We start from the raw sequence: 22,620 nt of genomic DNA, 5'->3' as shown, positions 1-22,620 counted from the left end.
CCAGGGTGGGCCACGGGCGGCCACGGTCCGGTGCGACGCGTCTTTCCGCCGGCCTGGCGGTTTCGCTCACTCAGATCACCGTGGTGCCGCCGTCGACCACCAGTTCGTGGCCATTGACATAGCTGGAGTCATCAGAGGCGAGGAACAGCGCGGCCGAGGCGATCTCCTCGGGGCGGCCCGACTCTCGGCGCGGGATCACCGACTCGAACTGCGCCTTCTGCTCCTCGGTCATCACCTGTTCCAGGGCCGGCGTGGCCACCTGGCCGGGGGTCAGGACGTTCACCCGGATCTTCCTGTCCCTCAACTCCGACACCCACACCCGGGCGTAGCCGGGCAGCACGGCCTTGCTCCCCGCGTAGACACTCCAATCGGGGTAGCCGCGCAGCGACGCGTTCGATCCGGTCATCAAGATCGAGCCGCCGTCGTTGAACAGCGGCAGCGCCTTCTGCACCGTGAACAGCGTGCCGCGAGCGTTCAACCAGAATGCGTCGTGGAAGTCCTGCTCGGTGATCTCGCCGAGCTTGCTCTGCTTGCCGACTCCGGCGCTTGCCCACAACACGTCGATCGCGCCCTTTTCCCGTTTGACCGTGTCGAACAGACGGTCCAGATCGCCGAGGTCGGCCGAATCGCCCTGCACGCCAGTGACATTGCGGCCAATCTGTTCGACGGCCTGGTCCAGCGCGTCCTGCCGTCGGCCCGTGATGAAGACGTGAGCTCCCTCGTCGACGAACAACTTGGCGCCAGCCAGCGCCATCCCACTCGTCCCGCCGGTGATTACCGCGACCTTGCCATCGAGCTTTCCCACGATCACTCCATTCATCCGATAGCGCCGATGCTATGTACACCGATCTGCGTACTTAACGTAGCGAACGACCACCAGGAGCGCAAGCTATGCACACCGATCGGTACCCAACTGGGCTATCCTGGGTAAATGACGGAGTTGGAGAAGGGGCCACGCGGCCTGCGCCGCGGCAGGGGTGCCCGAGAGCGCATCCTCAGTGCGTCACGGCAACTGTTCCGCGATCAAGGCATCAACAGCACCGGCCTCGACCAGCTCTGCACGGTGGCCCAGGTGTCAAAGCGGACCTTCTACCAGCACTTCACCAGCAAGGATGAGCTGATCGCCGAACACCTCCGCCGATTCGATCCCGACATCCTGCCCGAAGTGTTCGACCGCACCGACCTCACACCCCGCGAACGGCTGCTCGCCGCCTTCGACATTCACGCGCCGCTGTGCCCGTTCATCGCGGCGGCCGTCGAAATCCACGACAGCGCCCACCCGGCCCGCGTCAACGCCCGCGACTACAAGATCGCCTTTGCCGCGCGGCTGACCGACGCCGCGCGCCAGGCCGGTGCCACCAACCCCGAACAACTCGGCGAACAGCTGGCACTGCTCCTGGATGGGGCTTCGGCCCGCAACCGAGTTCTCGACTCCGACACCTTCGCCACCGCCGCAGCCATCGCGGTCGTCCTCATCGAAAACGCCATTCCCACGGGCGGCGAGCTCAGCCGAGGTTGACGCGGAGGAGAAGTTCACGCCGGTACCAAACTGGGTTGGCGTCTGTTCCGCGATTTGGCCCGCTTCGGTATCGCGTTGCCCGTTCAGCGCAGAAGGCTCCGGCCCGGCCGACCCCGTCCGCGCAGCGGATACCCGCGCCGCAGCCTCTGGAGGACACCGCCAAAGGACCGGGCCACCGCCGCGCCGACCAACAATCCGACCGCGATCGCACAGACCACCGTCGCCACGCCGATTGCGTTCGCCCCGCCACCGCTGGGATTGGTGACGAGGGCAGTGGTGGAGAGCAGACCGAGGCTGCCGGGGACGAGCAGCCAGAATGCCGGCAGGAAGACCACCAACCGGGGCAGGTTCGGAACCACGGCCTCGACGAGCGACGAACCCAAGCTGGCGGCGACCGCGCCCAGGAAGCTACCGAGCACCGCACCACCGACGTGTTGCCCAAAACTCTGGGCGGCGAAGGCGAGGATCAAGACCACGGTGATCCAGGGCAGCAGTCGCACCGGCGGACTCTCCAATGCCCCGATTCCGATGCTGATCAGCATCAGCCCCAGCGGGGCAGCCCACCAGCCCAGTGTGTCGACGCGAAGATTGGTCAATTCGGCCGCAGGCACGGTGATTACCTGGCTGGCCGCGACGATGCCGAGGGTGAACAGGAGCAGCTGGACCAGCCCGAAGGTCAACCGTGACGCTCCGGCCACCATGTCGCCTGCGGCGAGCTCCGACATCGCGGTGACGATCAACGCGCCTGGCAACAGCACGGCGAGCGGCGGCAGCAGGGTTCGCAGCGGTCCGTCCAGCAAGTCGGCGTTGGCGGCTGCGAACACCCCGCACGCCAGAAGGAAGGCGGCAAGGGTCGGCAGCAGCGTGGCGATCAGGCTGAACCGCTGCCCAAGGCGGAAAAGGGCCACCACCACGACGGCTCCGACGGCCGCGAAGGCGACGTTGGCGCCCCCAGGCTGCAGGATGAGGGCGATCCCGGTGGCGATCGCGATCCAGCCGAGGTTGGCCAACCACTGCGGATAGCGGGGTGGACGATGGCGTAGCTCGAGCAGCTCGCTGGTGGCCTGAGACACCGTGACAGTGGACAGCGACAACCGATGACGGATCGTCCGGACCTCGGCGGCCTGGTCCAGGCGCAGTCCGCCCTTGACCGACTCGAACGTCGCGGCCGCACCGCTGGCCAGGTTCAGCATTACCCCGGTCGGCGACGCCGCGATCTGGACGTCGGGGTAGCCGAGCGCGGCGCTCACCGCAGCCAGCTCGTCCTCCACGTCGCTGACCGGCTGCCCCGTTGCGACCATCGCAGCGCCCAGGTAGGCCAGCAAGGCGCGGACGGCGTCGTCGTCTTCGGACACGGCGTCACTCTGCCAGGTCGAGGCGCAGGCTCAGACGCATCACCCATATCGACGCGTGTTCGCCCACGAAGTCGCACCCACTGCCCAGTGGTCAATCCAGCTTCGTGACCTCGACGAGCCGCTCGCCGACGGGGGCGTCGCACTCGGAACACCGCGCGCACAGGTTTCCGATCACTTCTAGCCCCCCGCCACCGATCAGCCCCCTGTCTGAGGCCTCACCGCGGGTTGGATGTCGTTGCGATGACGGTGGTCTCGATTTCTGAGTGTTGGTCGGTTTGCCGCTCCGGGTTCCAGGGGGAAGCCGGAGCGGCAAATTGACGACTGCGGGCAGTCACGGGCAGGTTAAGCGTCATGTATCGCTTGAGCTCGCTCGCCAGCGCAGATGGCGGCGTCTTGAGCAACCAGCGAGCAAGGTTGTTGCGCATCTATTTGGGCGCTACGACGTTCCTCTTCGCGTACGGGGTGGTCTTCACGCTGTTTCCAGTGCGTACCGACCTCGCCTATGCCAACCCGACCGGCGGGATCATCGCCATCGTCCTCGGAACGGGGGCGCTCGCCCTCCTCGCCATCAGGCCGGATCACGTCATGTTGGCGACCACGGCCGCTATCGCGGCCACCCCCATCGTGATGGCCTTCCACGTCACGATGACGGCCGAATACGTCTGCTTGATCGGCCCGATGTTCCTGGCGATGTACCTGCGGGCGTTCCACTCGCCCCGGCAGGCATGGGCCTTGATCGCCTCTCTGACGGCGGCCTGTGCGGTAGCGGTCGGCGTTGCCCCGGCGCCACATGTGGGGGTCATTACCTTTCTCATCATCGCCGTGGCGATCACTGGCGCAGCCGAGTCCTTCGGTCTGCTCATGCGTGCGATGTTCACCGCAGCCTGCGCAGACCCCCTGACTGGCCTCCTCAATCGGGCCGGGTGGGAGATCGCGACGTCCGACCTGCTGAGGCGCTTTCGGGCGACTCCAGTCTCCGTCACGGTCATTGCCCTCGACATCGATGGCCTCAAGACCCTGAACGACACCTACGGACATCGCGCCGGGGACCGGCGCATCACCGATTACGCAGGCCACTGGAAACAAGCCGTTCCTCGTCGGGCCGTCTTGGCCCGACTGGGAGGCGACGAGTTCGCCGCCTGCCTCGTTGGTGAAGCACCCGAGGTCGTGGAGGACTTCCTCCGCAGTATCCGGTCGAATACACCCGGGGTCAGCCTCGGTACGGCCACGGGGAGCTCGTTGAAACCCAACGTCGCCGAACTGTATGCACGAGCCGATGCCGCGCTGTACCAGGGCCGCGGGCGTCCCCTGCGTGATGACGTCGGCGGCGGTGCAAGCGCGTGAGCAACATCGAACTCGACCCATCCGCTGCGGCAGCCCTGGATGACGCGATACCGCGGGCAGCAGGACCCTAGGATCGGGGTGAGGTGGAGCCTAGTACTGTGGCGGCACCCGAGGTGACGGCGTCATTCGGAACCCGCAAGAGTGAATGGTTGTCCACATGGCACATCCGGTAGAGCGCGACATCGCCATCCGCATGGCGGAAATGGCGAGGACACTCGCCTCCGAGCGCACGCTCGACGCGGTCCTGCGCGAGGTGACGTCGGCCGCCGTCGAGCTCATCCCCGGTGTCGACACGGCCGGGATCCTCGTGGTCAAGAAGGGCGGCGACTTCGATTCGTTGGCCGTCACCAGCGAGCTCCCGCATCAGCTCGACATCCTGCAGATGACGCTGAAGGAGGGCCCCTGTCGGCAGGCGGCGCTCGCGGACACCGTCGTGCGCACCGACGACTTCCGCGAGGAAACACGGTGGCCCCAGTACTCGTCTGCCGTGGTCGAGATCGGCGTCCTCAGCGGAATGTCCTTCAAGCTCTACACCGGTGACCGCACCGCCGGTGCGCTCAACCTCTTCGGTCTACAACCCAGGAAATGGGACTCCGACGCAGAAACCGCCGGCAGTGTGCTGGCAGCCCATGCCGCCGCCGCCATCATCACGACCCAGACGGAACAACAACTCCAGACTGCGTTGCTGTCGCGGGACCGCATCGGGCAGGCCAAGGGAATCATCATGGAGCGGTTCGGGGTCGACGACGTTCGTGCCTTCCAGATGATGCGTCAGCTGAGCCAAGAACAGAACATGAAGCTCACCGAAGTCGCCGACCGCATCATCACCCGTTAGGCGCTTGCGGCTCGCGCGGCATGCACCGTCGTGCTGTCGCCCAACGCTTTTCGTCGCCGGTCCGCTCGGTAGCGTCGCAACCCATTTGCACACTTTTGCTACTGGAAAGACGTAGCCGCGTTGCGTTGATCCGCGTCGCCGGCCGACGGATGCTTTCCCGGAGCCCGGCCCCTTCGAGCTCGTGCCAGGTCTGCGCGTGCGCAGCGACACAAGCTGAGGAGTGGTTTTCCGATGAAGTCCCGGATCGAGTGGAAACACGCGGCGGTCGCCGTGCTCGCTCTGACGATGGTGGCGTGCTCCTCGTCGGAGTCGGGCCCGGCTGCCGACGGCTCATCCTCGACCAGCTCGGAGCCGCAAGCCGGCGGCGAGATCACGGTGCTGACGAACAACTTCTCGACCGGGTGGGTGCCCAGCAAGTCCGCCAGCAACCTGTACGAAGCTCAGGTGTGGGGCCAGATCACGGACAAACTCGTCTACGTCGACAACGACGGCAAGGTGTTCCCATGGCTTGCCGAGAGCTGGGATGTCAGCGAAGACGGAACGGAGTACGTACTGCACCTGCGGCCGGGCGTGACGTTCTCCGACGGAACGCCGTTTGATGCCGAGACCGCCGTCGCGAATCTGAACATCTGGGCAGCGGGCGACTCCCGTCGCGGAATCACCCGAGTCGCACTGTTTCCCAAGAGCTTCGAATCCGCGGCAGCAGTCGACGACCACACCGTCAAAGTGACGCTGAACCGGCCCGACCTCAGTTTCATCCCCTCCCTCGGTTACCACGGCACGATCGTCCTCAGTAAGAAGACCCTCGACTTGAGCGTCGACGAGCAGAGCGACCTGTCGAACATTGCCGGCTCTGGTCCATTCGTGGTGACGTCTTGGGCGCCGAACCAGGAGGTGGTCTTGGAGAAGCGGCCGGACTACGACTGGCCCGCCGAGAATGCGCAGCACGAGGGGCAGGCATACCTGGACACCATTACCTTCCGCGTCATTCCCGACGACCTTCAACGCGGAACGTCGGTCGAATCTGGTCAGGCTGACATCGCGCAGAACGTGCCGCCGGAGGAACTTTCGGCCGCCAAGTCCGAGGGATTCGTGGTGCAGACCCCACGGTTCTTCGGGGCGGTGCACGGTCTGCAGCTGCGGCTCTCAGCTCAACACCTCGATGACATCAAGGTGCGACAGGCGATCCAGCACGCGATCAACCGAGATGAAATCCTGCAAACCGTCTACACCGAGGACTGGCTGCCGGCGACCACGATCTTCAACAGCAACGTCCCTGAAGCCGTCGACCTTTCGGACCGCTTCGCCTTCGACCAGGCCCGGGCCGAGCAACTCCTCGACGAAGCGGGATGGAACCAGGTCGGCGAGGACGGCATCCGCGTCAAAGGCGGTGAGCGGCTGAGCTTCTGGGCAGTACCGACCCCGTACGTGAGCACGTCCAAGCTGGAATGGGAAGTGATTGCGCAGCAGTTGAAAGCGGCGGGAATTGAAGTCACCCTTCGCAACGCAGACATCAGTGCGTATGCCAAGTACGGCACCGATGACAGCCTGCCCTTCTACGAGGCACACAACAGTCTGGTCGACGCAGGGGCCAGCTCGTATGCCCAGTGGTCCAGCGACGGCGCCGACCAATTCCGCGCAAACGACCCCAAACTGGACGGGCTGCTCAACGACTTCAATCTCGAGCAAGACGCGGCGAAGCGACGGGATTTGGCCATAGAAGTCCAGGAGTACATCCTCGACCAGGCCTACTTCGTTCCGCTGGAACAAATTTCGCAGGGCACCTACCTGCAATCGTCGAAGGTCAAGGGGGTTGTGTTCAATGTCGTTGCCCGGCCCTGGTATTACGACACCTGGCTTGACCAGTCCGCTTAGCGCAGCCACCGCAGGCACGACGGATCGCCGCAAGGTCGCTGCGTGGAGACCGGGCAGTAACGCCAATCCGTATCTGAAATACGCCTTCGCGCGGTTGTTTCAGGCCGCGGCAGTGATCCTGCTGACCTATCTGGTGATCTTCCTCGTTGTGACCGTCATTCCCGGTGACCCGATCGAGAACCAGCTCCGCAGCCCGGAGAACGACTTCACCGAGGACGAGATCCGAGCGGTCACCAGCTTCTACGGCCTCGACAAGCCCGTCGTGGAGCAATTGGTGGTGGCGCTGGGACGTTTCTTCACCGGCAATTTCGGCTTCTCCCTCGTGTCCAACCGCCCGGTGACGACGGTGATCGCGGAGGCGCTGCCATCGACGTTGACCCTGGCCTCTCTGGCGGTGCTGTTCTCCCTGGTCCTCGCCTTCGCGATCGGCTTCGGAGCGGTCTTCCTGCCGCCCCGATGGGGCGGCAGATTGCTCCGGATGTTCCCCTCGCTATTTCTGTCCGTGCCCAACTTCACCATTGGCCTTCTCATCATCGAGGTCCTGTCGTTCCAGCTGGGCCTCTTCACGCTCAGCGATCAGCACGGCGTGTACGCCGCGGTGTTTCCCGCCATCGCGCTGGCGATCCCGGTGTCGGCGCAACTGACTCAGGTGCTCATCACCAGCCTCGACACGGTACGACGACAGCCGTACGTGACGGTCGCGATCGCGAAGGGACTCTCCCCCGCCACGATATTCGGGCGCCAACTGCTCAAACCGTCCTCGCTACCCGTGGTCACCGTACTGGCTCTGACCATCGGCGAAGTGCTTGGCGGCTCGGTCATCACTGAAGCAGTGTTTGCGCGCAAAGGAATTGGCAGCGTCGTGGAAACCGCGGTCCTGAATCAGGATGTGCCCGTGTTGCAGGCCGCGGTCACGCTGGCGGCGATCGTGTTCATCACGATCAATCTGTTCACCGACCTGATCTACCCGGTACTCGACCCACGCCTGCGGATCGAACACGCCTCGGCACAGGGAAACTCGGCATGACAACGGAAGCTCTCGGCCACAGCAAGGCCCAGCCCAGCGCACCGGCCACCCCGAACCGCTCGGTGCGGCTGGTGGCTGGTAACGCCACGCTGTGGCTGTCGACCGCGGTCCTGTTCACCATCGCACTCTGGTCTGTGGCACCGAGCTGGTTCACCGACGACGATCCATACACGGGCATCACCACTGATCGACTGCAACCACCCAGCGCAGAGCATCTTCTCGGCACCGACCAGATCGGCCGAGATCTACTGACTCGCATCGTCTACGGCGCCTCGGCGTCGGTCACCAGCGCCATCATCGCCGTCGCGATCGCGCTGCTCGCCGGCTCTCTAATCGGGCTCCTCAGCGGCTTCATCGGCAGCTGGGTAGACCCCGCGCTCAGCCGTGTCGTCGACGTGCTGTTGGCGATCCCTGGATTCCTGTTGGCGATCATCACCGTGTCCGCGCTCGGGTTCGCGACTGTGAACGTCGCGATCGCCACCGGGGTCTCTGCGGTAGCCGTGTTCGCCCGACTGATGCGGTCAGAAGTGATGCGGGTCAAACACCTTAGCTTCATCGAGTCGTCGTATCTGATCGGTGGCACCAAGCCCTACGTCCTCATCCGACACATCTTGCCGAACGCCTACCGGAGCGTCTTTCATCTGGCCGTGCTGCAGTTCGGGCTCGCGATCATCGTGATCTCGGGTCTGGCGTTCCTGGGCTACGGCGACCCGCCGCCCTCGTCAGAGTGGGGGCTTCTGGTGGCTGACGGCAAGGAATACATGAAACGTTATCCGTGGCTCGTCTTTGCACCCGCAGGCGTGATAGCGGTGACGGTGTTGTCGCTTTATCGGATCAGTCGAATCTTCGGGGAGAGAGCGTGACAACTCCACAGCCGGCATTGCTGGCCGTCGCAGGACTCCACGTGTTCTACGGGGATCACCACGTCGTCAAGGGTGTGTCGTTCGAGGTCTCCGCCGGTTCCACGGTGTCATTGATCGGCCGTTCGGGCTCCGGCAAGTCTACGATCGCCAATTCCATCCTGGGTCTGCTGGATCCGCACACGTCCCGAGTAGATGGGAGCGTTCGATTTCGCGGCGAGGAGATTCTCCGACTCCGGGCCAGAGAACTTCGGCGGCTACGCGGAACCGAGATCGGCTTCATTCCCCAGGATCCGGGCAACGCCCTGAATCCGGTGCGACGGATCGGTGCCCAGTTCGACGAGGTGCTACGCCAATCGCAGCGCTCCACCAGGTCTGAACGCCGCGACCTGATCCTGAATGTGCTTGAGCGGGTCGGCCTTCCGGAGCCAAGTCGGGTTATTCGGCTCTACCCCCACGAGTTGTCCGGAGGTATGCAACAGCGTGTCCTGATCGGCATGGCCATCCTGCTCAATCCGGGACTCCTGGTCGCCGATGAACCCACCTCGGCCCTCGACGTCACGGTCCAGAAGACCATTCTGGATCTTCTCGACGACCTGCGAAACGACCTGGGGGTCGGCATCCTGCTCATCACCCACGACCTTTCGCTGGCCGCCGCACGCTCGGACGCAGTTGTCGTGCTCAATGACGGCGCCGTCCAAGAGTACGGATCATCAGCCCAAGTGCTCAGCGAACCTCGCTCCGACTACGCCCGCAGGCTCTATCGCGACGTCCCCGGATTGCAGCTCGACAAGTACCGCGAGGCCAAGTCGGCTCGCCAGCAACGCAATACCGCGAATGACGGAGTGCCTGCCCTACGCGTTCAGGATCTGGTCAAGACCTTCGGCCGCGGCCGAACCAACCATGTGGCGCTGGACGGCGTTTCCTTCGCCGTCGCACGCGGCACTACCCACGCCCTCGTCGGCGAATCCGGCTCCGGCAAGTCCACCGCGGTGCGGACGATACTTCGGCTCGAGCGGCAGGATTCGGGGAAAGTGTTTCTCGACGGCGACGAACTGAGCTCACACGACCACACGTCGTTGCGCGAGGTCCGCAGGAACCTGCAGCTGGTGTACCAGAACCCGTTCACCTCACTCGATCCGCAATACTCCGTCGGCAGCCTCATCGCCGAGCCGCTGCGGCTCTACGGGGTGGGTTCCGCCCAGCAGCGCAAGGAACGGACCTTGGAACTGCTGCACGCCGTCGGCCTCGAGGAGCGGGTAGCCCAAGCCAAGCCGACAACTTTGTCCGGCGGCCAGCGACAGCGGGCCGCGATCGCCCGCGCCGTCGCGCTGCAGCCGGAGATCCTCGTCCTCGACGAACCCACGTCCGCCCTGGACGTCAGTGTTCAGGCGCAGATCCTGGATCTGCTCGTCTCATTGCAGTCCGACCTCGGACTGACCTACCTCTTCGTCTCGCACGACCTGAGCGTGGTGCGGCAGTTCGCCGACACCGTGACGGTGCTGCACCAAGGTGCGGTGGTCGAGTCGGGCCGTGTCGACGAGGTGTTCGCGAACCCCGAAGAGCCGCACACCCAAAAGCTTCTGAGCTCCGTTCCGTGGCTCAGCACTGCTCCTGCTTGACAACCGCAACCAGCCCCACAATGAAAGGCAGTCCAATGGCGAAGTTGAGTTACACGACGACCCGGCTCGGGAAGTTGTATCAGGGCGACCCCCTGCCCGTGGTCGTCGAGGCCACCACCTATTACCCCGCCGGGGCGGTGACCTTCGGCGTCGAAGGGCGTGCCTTGTTCGAGGACGGCAGCGATGCGCCGTGGGCGGGCGGCCCGACGCTGCATGTGTTCGAAACCGCGACGGGTCTGGAGCATTTGCGGTTCGACGCGTTTCCCGGCGAGGAGCACTATCACTACCTCACTCCGGGCGTCCAAAACCATTGGGTGGGGTTCGACAGTGTGGCCGACGGCCCATTCGTCGACTGGATCGTGGCGCGGGTCAGAAACCAGCTTCGCGAACTGCTCCGGTTCGCGGGCGCCGCCGCCCTCGCGGACGAGGTCGACCCGAGTGTGATTGACGCCGTTCTCGTCGAGGTCGAGGCCCATCTGCGCAGTCGCGATCTGCAGCTCGCCGAGGCAGACACCGCCTAGGTGTGATGTCCCAGGAGGCGTCCTAGACCGGCCCCCGGGTTCGTGCCGCCGCGGTCACCGTGGCAGTACGTCTCGAACACGGACCCCAGCCCGTCAGATCGACACGCCCCACCGCAGCACTCCACACCCACCCGAACGACACGCGCGCAGCGGACACCCTTCACCGCCCGTTCACGCTGCCCGATCGGGTAGTGCTCGGCCATGATCGCCATGCTTCATACGCAGGGAAGCGGCACCAGACCCGGCACGTTGAGTACGGACCCGTTGGCGCTCGCTACCCTTGCGTTGGGCAGGTTGGGTTTGCTACGAGGCATGGCGTTTGGGGGTGACTGCACGATGGGGTGGCTGCGCCGATGGTGGGGGCAGGACGAGCAATTCGACTGGTTCAGCGCGTACGTCAAGAGTCGCGAGCTCGAAACGGTATGGCGGGCGGCAATCTTCGGCTTCACCGCCGCGGTGGCGGTGATACCGATCGTGATGCTTCACAGTCCGACCGGGCCGGATCAACCATTGACCAGGATGTTCTCGGTCGCCGCCGCCGGTGTCGGGGCGGGGTGCGCCATTCTGTGGTTGGTGCGCTGGCCCACACGCGTCCAGTCCATCGTGTTCAGCATGGTGGCGACCGTGACCGTCGCTGCCTCGTGCCTTGTCCAGTCCGACCCGTACGTCGGATTGGCGGGATGCACGATTCTGGCGATGATCGGGGGGTTCGTCGCCTACTTCCACGCAGCTGCCCAGGTAGTCCTTCACGTGACCGCAGCGATTGCGTGCTCGTTGGCCTTGATGCTGCGCTTGATCGCCGACACGGGTGACGCCGCCTTGGCCGGTTCGGCCTTCGCCATCGTCGCGCTGCTCAACATCGGGGTCCCGTTCGGGATTCACTCCTTGGTTCATGCGCTGCGCGATGATCTACGCCGGTCTGACCGAGACTCGCTCACCGGGTTGCTCAACCGGCGCGAATTCGAGTACTCGAGCTACGAATTGGCAGTCCGGCACCATGGAGTCGAGGGCGCGTATCTGGTGACCGCGATGGTCGACCTCGATGATTTCAAGCGTCTCAACGACACCCATGGACACGCTGTGGGGGATCAGGCCTTGGCCAGCGTTGGTCAGGCGTTGAGGGATACGTGTGGCCCCATGGCTGTAATTGGCCGTGTCGGCGGTGAAGAGTTCGTGATCGCCGACGTGCATTCAGGGGCTGACCCCACGGCCATGGCTGAGCGTCTTCGCCATCGGATTGCCGCCGTGCCACTACCGGTCACCGCCAGCATCGGTACGGCTAGTGCCCCGATGAGCGGTATGAGTGCTGCGGTCATCCGGCAGGTTCTCTTCGAGCTGATCGGCATTGCGGACGCTGCCATGTACGAGGCCAAGCGTTCCGGAGGAAACCAGACCCGCCACCGCCCGATCTCGACGATTGGCGAAGTCGACGGCGCAGTCGACGGCAGATTCGACGGCGGCGGACGGACTCGCGGGTGACCGGCTTGCCTTGGCGCCCAGTGGGCTTAGGGCCGAACGGGATTCCAGCTCGAAGAGCCCGTGCGGACAGGCGTGGCGTCGCTGGTTGTCGTGGCAAACCGTTGCTGGTATTGCCCTGGCGCCACCGCGAGCCGCTTGACGAAGACGCGGCGCAGCGCTTCGTAGCTTGCAAATCCAGCGTGGGCCGCAGCTTGGGTGGCGGTCAACCCGTCGTCGAGTAGCGCACGGGCCAAGTCGAACCGCAAATGCTCGACGAACCGGCCCGGAGTGGTGCCCATCTCCTCGCGAAACAACCGGGCCAGCTGTCGCCGACTCACACCGGCCTCGGCCGCCAAGGCAGCCGGTGTCCACGTCTCGCTCGGGTCCGCCAGCACCCTGTCGGTCGCGCGGCGCAGGGCTTCACTGCGTGCCGGCGGTCCCTGCAATGGGGCGGAGAATTGCGATTGACCGCCCGGTCGCTTCATGTAGACCACGAGGTTGCGGGCGACCGAGCGTGCGTGCAGCGCGCCATGGTCTTCCTCCACGAGGGCCAAGGCCAGATCGATTCCCGCCGCGACTCCGCCCGAGCTGTAGATCGGGCCATCCTTGACCCAGATCGCGTCGGGCTTTACGCGGACGCCTGGATATCGCCGCGCCAGTTCGGCGGCCATCGCCCAATGCGTGGCCACTTGCCTGCCTGCCAAGAAATCGCCAGCAGCCAGGACGAAGGCGCCAGTGCACACCGACGAGATTCGCCGCGCCCCGCGGGCCATCTGCAGTGCCGCGTCGACGAGTTCGGTGGTGACTGGTCGCCGCGGGAATCCGCCGCCGGGAATGATCACGGTATCGAAGAGACCTACCTCGGAAAGAGAGGCAGTCGCCGATATGGATGGGCCGATCGATGAGGACACCGGCCCCCCGCTGATGGAGACGGTCGCGACGTCATAGTGCATGCCGCTCAGATTGGACTCCGCGAAGACTTCGGCGGGTCCGGCGACGTCCAACATCTTGACCCCGTCGAACAAGAGGATGCCGACCCGGCGCGGTGCCACTTCCATGAAGTCGTGCAACGCCGCGTGCCGGGCGGACCTTACCCAGGTTGGCCAGAATGGTGGCATTCGTGGCCCACAATCGGTGGCTTGGCGGTATCGGAGTTCACGACACTGATGCTCGTGTCCACCAATTTGCTCGACTTCATCATCACCGCCCAGGGCGGACTGCAGCCCTGGCAACACGCCCACACGATCGACGCCGACGTCACCTACGGCGGCCCATTCTGGGAATTCAAGGGCGTCCCCGACTTCGTCGACACTGACCACGTGATCGCCGACGTTCATCGTCAGCACGTGGTTCTTCACCAGCCGTCGGGTCGAACGATCGAATACGACAAGCAAGCCGACGCGGTGACCGTGACCGAAACGAATGGCGACGTCGACGTCTTGATACAGCCGCGGCGCAGTTTCGACGGGTACACGCAGGACACCAAGTGGACGGTCGCACAGGCCGGGTACTTTCGTGCCTATGCGACGTGGAGCTACCTGGTGGAGCCCTATCTGTTCACCTACCGAGGGGTAGAAACCACCGAGATCGACCCGTGGTCGGAAGACGGACAAACGTGGCGCGGGTTGAGCGTGACCTTTCCGTCGACGGTGGACGCTCACAACACCACGCAGTTCTATTACTTCGACGACAACGGATTTCAGCGGCGGATGGATTACCAGCCCGAGGTGAACGGCGGTTCTCCGACGGCACACTACGATACCGCCCGCGAGACCTTCGACGGCGTAGTAGTCACGACCCGACGACGGATTCACGTCCGGAACGCCGACCGCACCCCCGACCGCTCTTGGACGCCGATCACGCTGGACGTGTCGGGCGTAACCCTTCGCTGATTCTTGACTAGAAGGAGAATTCATGTCCATCTCACTGAACGGCGCGACTGTACTGGTCACCGGTGCCAACGGAGGCCTCGGAACTCAATTCGTGCAGCAGGCAATCGATCTCGGTGCCGAGAAGGTATATGCCACTGCTCGCAAGCCTCGTCACTGGAGCGACGAACGCGTGGTCCCGCTGCGGCTGGACGTCACCGACGAACAGTCGGTGGCGCAGGCGGCGTCGGCCGCGCCTGACACCAGCGTGGTCGTCAACAATGCCGCCATTTCGCTGTACCCCGATCGACTGATGGCGCTGCCCATGGTCGACGTGCGCCGCACCTTCGAAGTGAACTTCTTTGGCGCGTTGTCGGTTTCGCGTGTGTTCGCGCCGGTTCTCGCAGCGAACGGCGGAGGCGCCTTCATCAACGTCCAGTCCGTGCTCAGCTGGGTGGTGGGACACCCAAATGACCCGACGGGTGGTCACGGCGCCTACAGCGCCGCCAAGGCGGCCTTCTGGTCGGCGACCAACTCCATACGGCTCGACCTGGCAGCCCAGCGAACGCATGTGTTGAGCCTGCACCTTGGCTACACCGACACGCCAATGACCGCCATGCTCGACGTGGAAAAGCAAGACCCCGCCGACATCGTCGGGGCCGCGTACGACGGTCTGCGTTCCGGTGTGTTGGAAGTGCTCGCAGACGACTTCACCAGAAACGTCAAGAGCGCGTTGGCCGGTCCGCCGGAGACCCTGTATCCAACACTCCTAGGTGCCGAGTAACCTCGCGACTCATTCGCCACGATGAGCGATCGCCGCGTCGTCGAGGTCAGCCTGCCGTGATGATCAGCTTGCCGCCCCGTGGTGTGTTGTTGCGTTCGAGTTCGGTCAGCGCTGGGATCGCGTCCTCGAGCGGTACCGTCCGAGCGATCGGCAGCCGCAGCGCTCCTGTTGCGCACGCCCGCGCAAGCTCCTCGAGATCTTCGACGTTGTGCTTTGCAATCAGGACTTCATAGGGACCTGGCAACACACTTCTGAGGAACTTCGCACCCGAAGGGACGATGTCGATGATGTGTCCCCCGGGCGCGAGCAACCTACGCGCCGTTGCTGGCGCAAGCGTGCCCACCGTGTCGAAGACGACGTCGAACGTCTTCGCCAAATCCGTTGGGATGGAGTCGAACTCGACGACCGGGGCGACGCCCAGGTCTCGGGCATCCTGCACCCCGCTGGCACGGCAACTTCCTCCCACCATCGCGGCCCCGCGCGCCAAGGCGATCTGGACGGCGGCCCGCCCCACCCCGCCCAGACAGCCATGGATGAAAACGGATTGCCCCGCTCGCAGCTTCCCCTTGGTCACCAAGGCCTGCAGCGCGGCACCGCCGATGGTCGGGATGGCGGCAGCCTCCTCGAAGGAGAGCTCGGCAGGCTTCTTGACGACCCCCTTCTCACCCGCAACGACCATCTCGGCGAACGCACCGCTGGTCTTGATCGGGGCCGCACCCAGCACGTCATCACCCACGTTGAGCCGGGTGACGTCCGGCCCAACCGCCTCGACGACACCGGCGAAGTCGTAACCCAGTCCCCGAGGAAACTTGCGGCCGGTCATGATCTTCATCTCCCCATTGCGGACCTTCCAGTCGTATGGATTGGCCGCCGCCGCCCGCACACTGATCAACAACTCCCCGCTACCGGGACGTGCGGGCTCGAAGTCCTCGAAGTGCATCACGCCGGGCCCGCCATACTGGTGATACTGAATGCGCTTCACTTCTGCCTCCCATCTGCACGGCCCACCCACCGGCGGGTGAATCTAGCGAGTTGCCAACGCTGTTGGTCTTGCCGTCGAGTTTCCTTCACGGCGTCCTCCTGCTGTCGGATCGAAGTCGAACCTCAGATTGCCAAGGCGCTAATGCAGATTGGGGTCGGGTATCGAGAAGTCCCAGGCCCCCTCGGCGATGTCGGCGAGCCGTTGAAGATAGGCGTCCCGCCTCTCCTGCGAGGTGCCCTGACGCTCCCGGTCCAACTCCGACACTCCGAGATCCGCAGGAGGAAGGGTCTGTGCCGTCGCCTCGACGCCGTAGAACGGGAGATGATCGTCGAAACCGCCTGGAGTGTAGAAGTTCAACACCCGGGCGTCCTCGTCGGAGACCACCCGAAACGCGTGCCGCGTGGATTTTGGCACCCACACTGCTGAACCCGGTTCTGCCCGCACCACCTCGTCGTCGTGGCCGACGATGAATTCGACTTCGCCGGACAGGAGATAGAAGCCCTCCGCCTGGCGCTCGTGGATGTGCGCTGGCGGGCCGGCTCCCGCGGGGATGATCTGCTCGAGGAACGTGAACTCGCCGAGTGTTTGGTCTGCGGACATCAGGACGTCCCAGAGCACGCCGCGATACCAGTACGCCGGCGAATCCCCGGCCCTGCCCAGCAGCACCTTAGCGGGGTTGTCTCCCTTGGCCATCGAACATCCCACCCTTCCCTCGCTCGACGTTGTTGTCGCGTCGTGACATCACCCTAGCACTGATGTCGCGGCGTGACATAACCTCGGTGTCACGCCGTGTCATCACCGGAGTATCGTCGCGATATGCCTCGATGGGAGCAGGGCAGCAAAGAGCGGCTGCAGCAGGCCGCGATGGAGTTGTTCGAGGAGCAAGGGTTCGAGGACACGACTGCCGTCCAGATCGCCAAGCGTGCTCGCGTCACCACCCGAACCTTCTTCCGGTATTTCTCGGACAAGCAAGAGGTGCTGTTCGCCGACGAGGACATGTTGCGCGCGGCGCTCGTTCAGGAGTTCACTCAGGCAGCCGACGTCACTGCACCACTCCAGGCAGTGACCCAAAGCCTGGCGGGATTCAACTGGGACAGTCTGGGATCCCGAGAGGTCCTGCGGCGACGAGAAGCGATGATCGCGTCGACACCCTGCTTGCTGGAGCGCGAGCTGAGCAAACAGCATCAGATGGCCGACGAGTTCGGCAGCGTACTGCTACAGCATGGAGTCGACCCAGGCGTAGCAGGACTCGCGGCTCATGTGGGAGTGCAGGTGTTCCGTACTGCCTACCGCCAGTGGCTAGATGATGGGGACGGCGCCGATCTGGCATCGGCTTCCGAGGCGGCGATGTCCCTGCTCGCTACGATCGTGCCCCGCCCCGCGACCACGCGGCTCCGCTGACACCGCTCGACGCAACATCGGTGTCGGTTCCGACGTCACACGTCCACCTGCGATCGGCAGTGGATTTCCAGAAGCTATCCAGCACCTGTCCAGGTGAACGCGAGATTGTCAGCGTACCCGGACACCACACAGAGGTTGGGCCACAGAAAGAATGGATTGCAATGATGCAGCAGTCGAGAAAGATGCGGGCGGCACTCGTAGCCGGAGCGGCACTCGTAGCCGCGGGAACCTTCGCGACGGCACTGGGCGAGGAGACCGTCGACGGCGGCGCGCCGAACGTGGTCATCAGCTCGTCCGGGATGACACTCGGTGACACCGCTACCACGACCAGCGTGCCGACCGCGCCCGCAACCGCAAAGGCTCAGCCAGTTCTGAAGGCGACCGTCCCCTGCGGATTCACCTCCTCCTGCTGAGCGTTAGCCAACCTCGCCTTCGCGACGCCAGCGTTAGTCAACGCCTCGTCGAGCAGATCCTCCCCCACCCCCGGACCGCGACGCACCAGTTCCGCGTCGAGCCATTGTGACCACGCTCACATGTCTACCCGGAATCGCTTCGATATCGAAGCGAGTTGTACGGTCCGTAACTGCTTCACGATCGAAGCAAATAACCGAGGAGGAAATCATGAAGGCTGTGCGATACCACCGTTATGGCGGCAGCGACGTGCTCGCATACGAGGAGGCGCCGCGACCGGTTCCCGGACCGCAGCAGGTGCTGGTCAAGGTGGCCGCCACCTCGTTCAACCCGGTGGACGCCGGCATCCGCGGCGGCTATCTGGCCGAGGTGTACGAGGTCGCCTTTCCGCACACTCCCGGTGTCGACGTGGCGGGGACCGTCGCCGAGATCGGTGAGGGCGTGCAGAGCTGGAACGTCGGCGATGCCGTCGTCGCATTCTTGCCCCTCGACGCCGATGGCGCTGCCGCGGAGTACGCCCTCGCGCCTGCCGAGTCACTGGCTGCCGCCCCGACGTCGGTGGCACTTGCCGATGCCGCCGCCCTTCCCGAGGCCGGGCTGACGGCCTGGCAGTCCCTCTTCGAGATCGCCGGTCTGACGGCTGGTCAGTCGGTCCTGATCAACGGCGCGTCCGGTGCCGTGGGCGGCTACGCCATCCAGTTGGCCAAGCAGGCGGGCGCCGTCGTCACCGCGACCGCCAAGCCCCGCGACGCCGACCGTCTGCGCGAGTACGGCGCCGACCGGATCGTGAACTACATCGACTACACCCAGTCCCCGATCGCCGTCGCGGGAGCGCCCTTCGACGTGGTGCTCAACCTGGTAAGCACCACCGACGAGCAGACCGAAGCCCTGATCGGCGTCGTCGCCGACGGCGGCTTCCACGTCGGCACGATGGTCTTCGGACCGGAGAACCCGGGACGCCAGGTCCGCACACAGCGGGTCTTCGTGCGCAGCGACGCCGCCCAGCTCGCCGGACTGGTCGGGCGCGTCGACGACGGGCAGCTGCGCATCGAGGTCGTCAACCGCCGCCCACTCGCCGAAACCGCAGCGGTACACGACGACTCCGACGCAGGACGCCTGCATGGCAAGACCATCCTCGTGCCCGCTGACCAGTAAGGCCACCGCAGCAGTCTCATCGAAAGGAACGGCGCGGTGAACAGACCAGCCGAGCCCGGCAGCCGGCTATGAATCGGTCAGCGATGAGCGATTCGTTCCACTGACGTCCGGCGTGCGGTCATGGTCTGGACGTTTCTGACCAATCCTTCGAGGGAATTCGTATGTGATCAGCGTCACACGAGGACGTGGCCACCCACAGAGAGTTGCCAATCATGACCGAACACGAAAAGAAGGAAACAGGCGGTTCGAGTGAACCGGGTGAGGGTGCCGGTCGTCCAGCAGGAACCGTCGACGAGGACGCCAATCCGCCCATCAGCAACCCAGATGCGGACACTGACTACGACGCCGGGACGATTCCAGCCCAGGACATGGGCGGCGCCTCGCCTGGGGCCGCAATACCGCCCTACGAAGGCCGTCAGACCAGCTGACGGAGATGAGGCAGCCCGCCTCCCGGGGAGATGTTGCCTGACTTAGGCTTTGGCGCGTCGATGTCGGATTGCGCTGCCCATTGTGTGGCCCCGGGTGGCGGGCTGACCCATTACTGCGGCGATTCCACCACCTCCTCTGACTGTTTCGGTGTTCAACTGTTTCGGTCGTCAACTGTTTCGGTCTTCAACTGTTTCGGTGAAGCCGGGCACGGCACGGAGGGCCGCGCTGCACAGCCCGCACCCGGTACTGCGGGCTGTGCCAGCGCCGAACCGCTTCCGGCCATGCCCGACCAGCTGACCGAGGCCGGTCTGGGCGGTACCCGGTCGCTGGTGGTGCCGGCGGCCGGCATCGCAGAGCCAGTCGTACCGCCGCGAGGCACAAGATGGCGTCGACTTCGGCGAACAACGCGGTCACCTCAGGCGCGAGCAGCTGATCCGGGGCACGCTCGGCAGGATGACCCTGGCGCACCGGCGTCGCCACCGCGCCGCACGGCGTCCTGACTGACCCGATCATCGTCGGCATCGGACCGGCCAATCAGGCGTTGATGACCTGCTGCGAATTCAGCGCCGTGGCTTGATCGCCACCACCGTGATCAATGGTGATCTTGCGGGGCTTGGCCTTCTCGGCCACCGGGATCCGGAGCCGCAACACCCCTGCCCGATAGACGGCCTGGATACGTTCGGTATCAAGGTTGTCGCCGAGCACGAGTTGCCGGGAGAACACCCCGCGAGGCCGTTCGGTGGCCAGCATCTCCCGACCTGGATCGACATCTGCGCGTTGAGCGCGCACGGTCACCACATTGCGCTCAATGTCGAGATCCAAGGATTCCTCGTCGATGCCGGGCAGATCGAACTCCACCACGAATTCTTCGCCTTCGCGCCAGGCATCCATCGGCATCACCGCCGGCCGGGCCGCCGTCCCCAAAACCTGCTGGGTGAAGCGGTCCAGATCCCGAAACGGGTCGCTACGCACCAACATGGTCGACACCTCCAACACTCCCATCATGTGATCGGTCTGGTCTACATCTATGCCAAATGGCACAGTTTTTATATATCTCAGCTACGCTGTTCGCGCAAGCACTCAGCACAGATTTTTTGGACCTACTGGTGGAGAACCAAGCAACCCATGACTGATGACGCACGCGACTCCGGCCCGTCACCGCAGCGGGCGGTCTACGCGATATCGGTCGCTTCCGAGCTGTCGGGAGCGCCGATTCAATCCATCCGCCTGTGGGAACAGCGCGGCCTGCTCACCCCACAACGCACGCCCGGCGGAACCCGCCGCTACAGCACCAACGACCTCGACCGCATCGCCCGCATCACCACGCTCGTCGAGGCCGGGGTCAACATTGCCGGTATTACCCGCATCCTCGACCTCGAAGACGCCAACGCCGCCCTCAGCGCGCAACAAAACCGAGGAGGGTGATTGCGGCAGTCCAGTTGCATCGGCACTGCCGCAACGAAAGAGCGAAACTACCGTTGGGGCCACATGGGCCAGAGCGTGGCGCGGATCCGCTCGTCGAGTAGACCGTGGACGGCGGTGGTCGACGCTGCCCAACCCAGATCCCGCAGATGAGGGCGCTACGCGCACAGCAAACGGCATTGCGCTAGCGCGATTGTTTGCCACCAACCAACAGCGTATCCGCCTGCGGCGGCCACCTTCAAGCTTATTGTCGCACTTGCCGATAAAGCCCCAAGCACGGTCGATAATGTGCTATCACAAGACTGAGATCGGTACCTCCGATCGAAGCGATTCGCAGGCCTAGTCCCCGCCCACGTGTTGTGGCACCTTCAACACAGGGGGGCTCGTGCCCGGATTGAGCGAGAACACTCGTCGCCGTATCGTCGAGGCGGCAACCGCGGTCGATACCGCTAAACGGCAACCCAACCATCGCGGTCTCAATGGCGCCCGAAAACGCTTACGCGCCAATGTGCTCGCCGCAACCGACAGTGGGGTCTCCTGGCAGGAGATCGGAGAGATCCTCGGCATGTGTCGCGGCGCTGCCTACAAGCGATTCCGCCGGATACCCATGGTCCGACGGACTCCTCGGGCCGAGGCACACCTCGAACCACCTCTCAACGCAGGCGGGTAGACCGAGCCACTGGCGATCGTTCGAGGTGCGACCCGGCACTGCTCGCCCTGGCAATGCCCGACCCATCGTCCAGCACCCACCCCGGTAAGGTAGGGGCCGGCGACTGGCGCAGGTGGGATACCACCGGGAAGCACAGACTTGGACGCATCGACCGCCTGGGTGCTCCTCCACCGTGAGGAGTGAACCTTGCCCGCAATCATCATCGATGGGGTGCGTGTCGCCAACGCCATACTCGCAGAAACGCGCCGACAGGCAGCCAACATCGAGAAGATGCTAGGTCGAAGGGCCTGTCTCGCAACGGTTCTGGTCGGTGACGACCCTGCATCGCACACCTACGTACGCATGAAGACAAACCGGTGCCGCAATGTCGGCTTGGAGTCGCGGAGCCATCGCATTGCGGCGACGGCGACGACGAGCGACGTCGTCGCCCAGGTCGAGCAACTGTCCGACGACGACGGCGTGGACGGCATCCTGGTCCAGCACCCGATGCCTCTTCACATCGACGAGCGCGCGGTCTTCGAAGCAATCACCCCCAGCAAGGACGTCGACGGCGTGACCATGGCGTCCTTCGCCACGATGTCCCTGGGAGGAAACGGATTTCAGTCCTGCACGCCAGCTGGGATCATGCATCTCCTTGATGCCTATGACGTCGATCCCACCGGGCTGCACGCGGTCGTGATCGGTCGCAGCCCCATCCTGGGAAAGCCCGTCGGCATGCTGCTACTCGCCCGCAACGCCACCGTCACCTACTGCCACTCGAGAACTTCCGACCTGCCGGGGCTCGTCGCCGATGCGGACATCGTCGTCCCTGCCGTCGGCCAACCGGAATTGATCAAGGGTGCATGGATCAAGCCCGCAGCCGTCGTCGTCGACGCCGGCTACAACCTCGGCAACATCGGCGACGTCGAGTACGCTCCTGCGGCCGAAAGAGCCAGGCTCATCACCCCAGTCCCCGGCGGAGTCGGCCCCACGACCATCGCCGTCCTGCTCCGGCAAACGGTCCAAGCGGCTGGCCAACGACTACCCGTCATGGGGTCACGAGTTCGACGAACGGCCGAGCGTCGGTGATGACGGGAAGGCAT

23 protein-coding genes and 1 riboswitch are annotated in these 22,620 nt (G+C 64.6%); of the genes, 17 read left to right on the top strand and 6 right to left on the bottom strand.

What is annotated here, in order from left to right; genetic code table 11:
* Nucleotides 1-70 precede the first annotated feature (70 nt).
* Nucleotides 71-805, bottom strand: a complete 735-nt coding sequence (locus ABW137_RS18955) for an SDR family NAD(P)-dependent oxidoreductase (RefSeq protein ID WP_526402757.1) — start codon at nt 803-805, stop codon at nt 71-73.
* A gap of 126 nt (nt 806-931) precedes the next feature.
* Here ABW137_RS18955 and ABW137_RS18950 point away from each other — a divergent pair, with 126 nt between their 5' ends.
* Entirely contained in the window at nt 932-1,519 is a 588-nt protein-coding gene (locus ABW137_RS18950; protein WP_526402755.1) for a TetR/AcrR family transcriptional regulator, read from the top strand.
* Between the two features lie 83 nt (nt 1,520-1,602).
* Here ABW137_RS18950 and ABW137_RS18945 read toward each other — a convergent pair whose 3' ends face one another.
* Nucleotides 1,603-2,874 carry a threonine/serine exporter family protein gene (locus ABW137_RS18945; RefSeq protein WP_526402753.1) on the bottom strand — a complete coding sequence of 424 codons (1,272 nt, stop codon included), beginning with the start codon at nt 2,872-2,874 and terminating at the stop codon, nt 1,603-1,605.
* Between the two features lie 360 nt (nt 2,875-3,234).
* On the opposite strand from ABW137_RS18945, the gene ABW137_RS18940 reads away from it, so the two are divergent.
* From ABW137_RS18940 to ABW137_RS18905, 8 genes are all read left to right on the top strand, one after another.
* Nucleotides 3,235-4,218, top strand: coding sequence for a GGDEF domain-containing protein (locus ABW137_RS18940; RefSeq protein WP_526402763.1), 984 nt, complete (start codon nt 3,235-3,237; stop codon nt 4,216-4,218).
* A 157-nt stretch (nt 4,219-4,375) separates the two neighbouring features.
* A complete protein-coding gene (locus ABW137_RS18935; RefSeq protein ID WP_526402751.1) occupies nt 4,376-5,053 on the top strand; it encodes an ANTAR domain-containing protein in 678 nt (225 codons plus the stop codon).
* Nucleotides 5,054-5,284: 231 nt separating this feature from the next.
* On the top strand, nt 5,285-6,928 hold the full coding sequence (locus tag ABW137_RS18930; protein WP_526402749.1) for an ABC transporter substrate-binding protein: 1,644 nt from the start codon (nt 5,285-5,287) through the stop codon (nt 6,926-6,928).
* Entirely contained in the window at nt 6,912-7,955 is a 1,044-nt protein-coding gene (locus tag ABW137_RS18925) for an ABC transporter permease (RefSeq protein WP_526402747.1), read from the top strand. Before ABW137_RS18930 ends, ABW137_RS18925 begins: the two co-directional genes overlap by 17 nt.
* A complete protein-coding gene (locus ABW137_RS18920) occupies nt 7,952-8,818 on the top strand; it encodes an ABC transporter permease (RefSeq protein WP_526402745.1) in 867 nt (288 codons plus the stop codon). Before ABW137_RS18925 ends, ABW137_RS18920 begins: the two co-directional genes overlap by 4 nt.
* Nucleotides 8,815-10,437 (top strand): ABC transporter ATP-binding protein, encoded by a 1,623-nt coding sequence (locus ABW137_RS18915; protein WP_526402743.1) that lies wholly within the window; start codon nt 8,815-8,817, stop codon nt 10,435-10,437. Before ABW137_RS18920 ends, ABW137_RS18915 begins: the two co-directional genes overlap by 4 nt.
* A 98-nt stretch (nt 10,438-10,535) precedes the next feature.
* Nucleotides 10,536-10,958 carry a DUF7700 domain-containing protein gene (locus ABW137_RS18910; RefSeq protein WP_526402741.1) on the top strand — a complete coding sequence of 141 codons (423 nt, stop codon included), beginning with the start codon at nt 10,536-10,538 and terminating at the stop codon, nt 10,956-10,958.
* 312 nt (nt 10,959-11,270) lie between these two features.
* Complete coding sequence (locus tag ABW137_RS18905; RefSeq protein WP_526402739.1) at nt 11,271-12,437, top strand: GGDEF domain-containing protein; 1,167 nt, start codon at nt 11,271-11,273, stop codon at nt 12,435-12,437.
* A 26-nt stretch (nt 12,438-12,463) separates the two neighbouring features.
* Here the strand turns inward: ABW137_RS18905 and ABW137_RS18900 are convergent, their stop codons facing one another.
* The gene (locus tag ABW137_RS18900) at nt 12,464-13,474 is read right to left on the bottom strand and encodes a GlxA family transcriptional regulator (RefSeq protein ID WP_526402737.1); all 1,011 of its coding nucleotides are present in this window, start codon (nt 13,472-13,474) and stop codon (nt 12,464-12,466) included.
* Nucleotides 13,475-13,588: 114 nt separating this feature from the next.
* Here ABW137_RS18900 and ABW137_RS18895 point away from each other — a divergent pair, with 114 nt between their 5' ends.
* The gene (locus ABW137_RS18895; protein ID WP_526402735.1) at nt 13,589-14,308 is read left to right on the top strand and encodes a hypothetical protein; all 720 of its coding nucleotides are present in this window, start codon (nt 13,589-13,591) and stop codon (nt 14,306-14,308) included.
* Between the two features lie 22 nt (nt 14,309-14,330).
* Nucleotides 14,331-15,068: an SDR family oxidoreductase gene (locus ABW137_RS18890; protein WP_526402733.1), complete on the top strand. Its 738-nt coding sequence runs from the start codon at nt 14,331-14,333 to the stop codon at nt 15,066-15,068.
* Nucleotides 15,069-15,114: 46 nt separating this feature from the next.
* Here the strand turns inward: ABW137_RS18890 and ABW137_RS18885 are convergent, their stop codons facing one another.
* Nucleotides 15,115-16,050: an NADP-dependent oxidoreductase gene (locus tag ABW137_RS18885; RefSeq protein WP_526402731.1), complete on the bottom strand. Its 936-nt coding sequence runs from the start codon at nt 16,048-16,050 to the stop codon at nt 15,115-15,117.
* A 138-nt stretch (nt 16,051-16,188) separates the two neighbouring features.
* A complete protein-coding gene (locus ABW137_RS18880; RefSeq protein WP_526402729.1) occupies nt 16,189-16,743 on the bottom strand; it encodes a cupin domain-containing protein in 555 nt (184 codons plus the stop codon).
* A gap of 123 nt (nt 16,744-16,866) precedes the next feature.
* On the opposite strand from ABW137_RS18880, the gene ABW137_RS18875 reads away from it, so the two are divergent.
* The 4 genes from ABW137_RS18875 to ABW137_RS18860 all read left to right on the top strand — a co-directional run bounded on the left by ABW137_RS18875 (nt 16,867) and on the right by ABW137_RS18860 (nt 19,445).
* Entirely contained in the window at nt 16,867-17,451 is a 585-nt protein-coding gene (locus ABW137_RS18875) for a TetR family transcriptional regulator (RefSeq protein ID WP_526402727.1), read from the top strand.
* Nucleotides 17,452-17,615: 164 nt separating this feature from the next.
* The gene (locus ABW137_RS18870) at nt 17,616-17,864 is read left to right on the top strand and encodes a hypothetical protein (RefSeq protein WP_526402725.1); all 249 of its coding nucleotides are present in this window, start codon (nt 17,616-17,618) and stop codon (nt 17,862-17,864) included.
* 208 nt (nt 17,865-18,072) lie between these two features.
* Nucleotides 18,073-19,017 (top strand): NADP-dependent oxidoreductase, encoded by a 945-nt coding sequence (locus ABW137_RS18865; RefSeq protein WP_526402723.1) that lies wholly within the window; start codon nt 18,073-18,075, stop codon nt 19,015-19,017.
* A 212-nt stretch (nt 19,018-19,229) separates the two neighbouring features.
* Complete coding sequence (locus ABW137_RS18860; RefSeq protein ID WP_526402721.1) at nt 19,230-19,445, top strand: hypothetical protein; 216 nt, start codon at nt 19,230-19,232, stop codon at nt 19,443-19,445.
* 535 nt (nt 19,446-19,980) lie between these two features.
* Here the strand turns inward: ABW137_RS18860 and ABW137_RS18855 are convergent.
* Nucleotides 19,981-20,424, bottom strand: coding sequence for an Hsp20/alpha crystallin family protein (locus ABW137_RS18855; protein ID WP_526402761.1), 444 nt, complete (start codon nt 20,422-20,424; stop codon nt 19,981-19,983).
* Between the two features lie 147 nt (nt 20,425-20,571).
* On the opposite strand from ABW137_RS18855, the gene ABW137_RS18850 reads away from it, so the two are divergent.
* Together ABW137_RS18850 and ABW137_RS18845 are read left to right on the top strand one after the other, a co-directional pair.
* Nucleotides 20,572-20,871, top strand: a complete 300-nt coding sequence (locus tag ABW137_RS18850) for a MerR family transcriptional regulator (protein WP_526402719.1) — start codon at nt 20,572-20,574, stop codon at nt 20,869-20,871.
* 757 nt (nt 20,872-21,628) lie between these two features.
* Nucleotides 21,629-21,706, top strand: a riboswitch (ZMP/ZTP riboswitch).
* A 42-nt stretch (nt 21,707-21,748) separates the two neighbouring features.
* Nucleotides 21,749-22,606, top strand: a complete 858-nt coding sequence (locus ABW137_RS18845) for a bifunctional 5,10-methylenetetrahydrofolate dehydrogenase/5,10-methenyltetrahydrofolate cyclohydrolase (RefSeq protein ID WP_526402759.1) — start codon at nt 21,749-21,751, stop codon at nt 22,604-22,606.
* Nucleotides 22,607-22,620 lie beyond the last annotated feature (14 nt).

This window comes from Mycobacterium sp. (assembly GCF_040509115.1).
Lineage (GTDB): Bacteria > Actinomycetota > Actinomycetes > Mycobacteriales > Mycobacteriaceae > Mycobacterium.
This window is presented reverse-complemented; position numbering and strand designations above follow the sequence as displayed.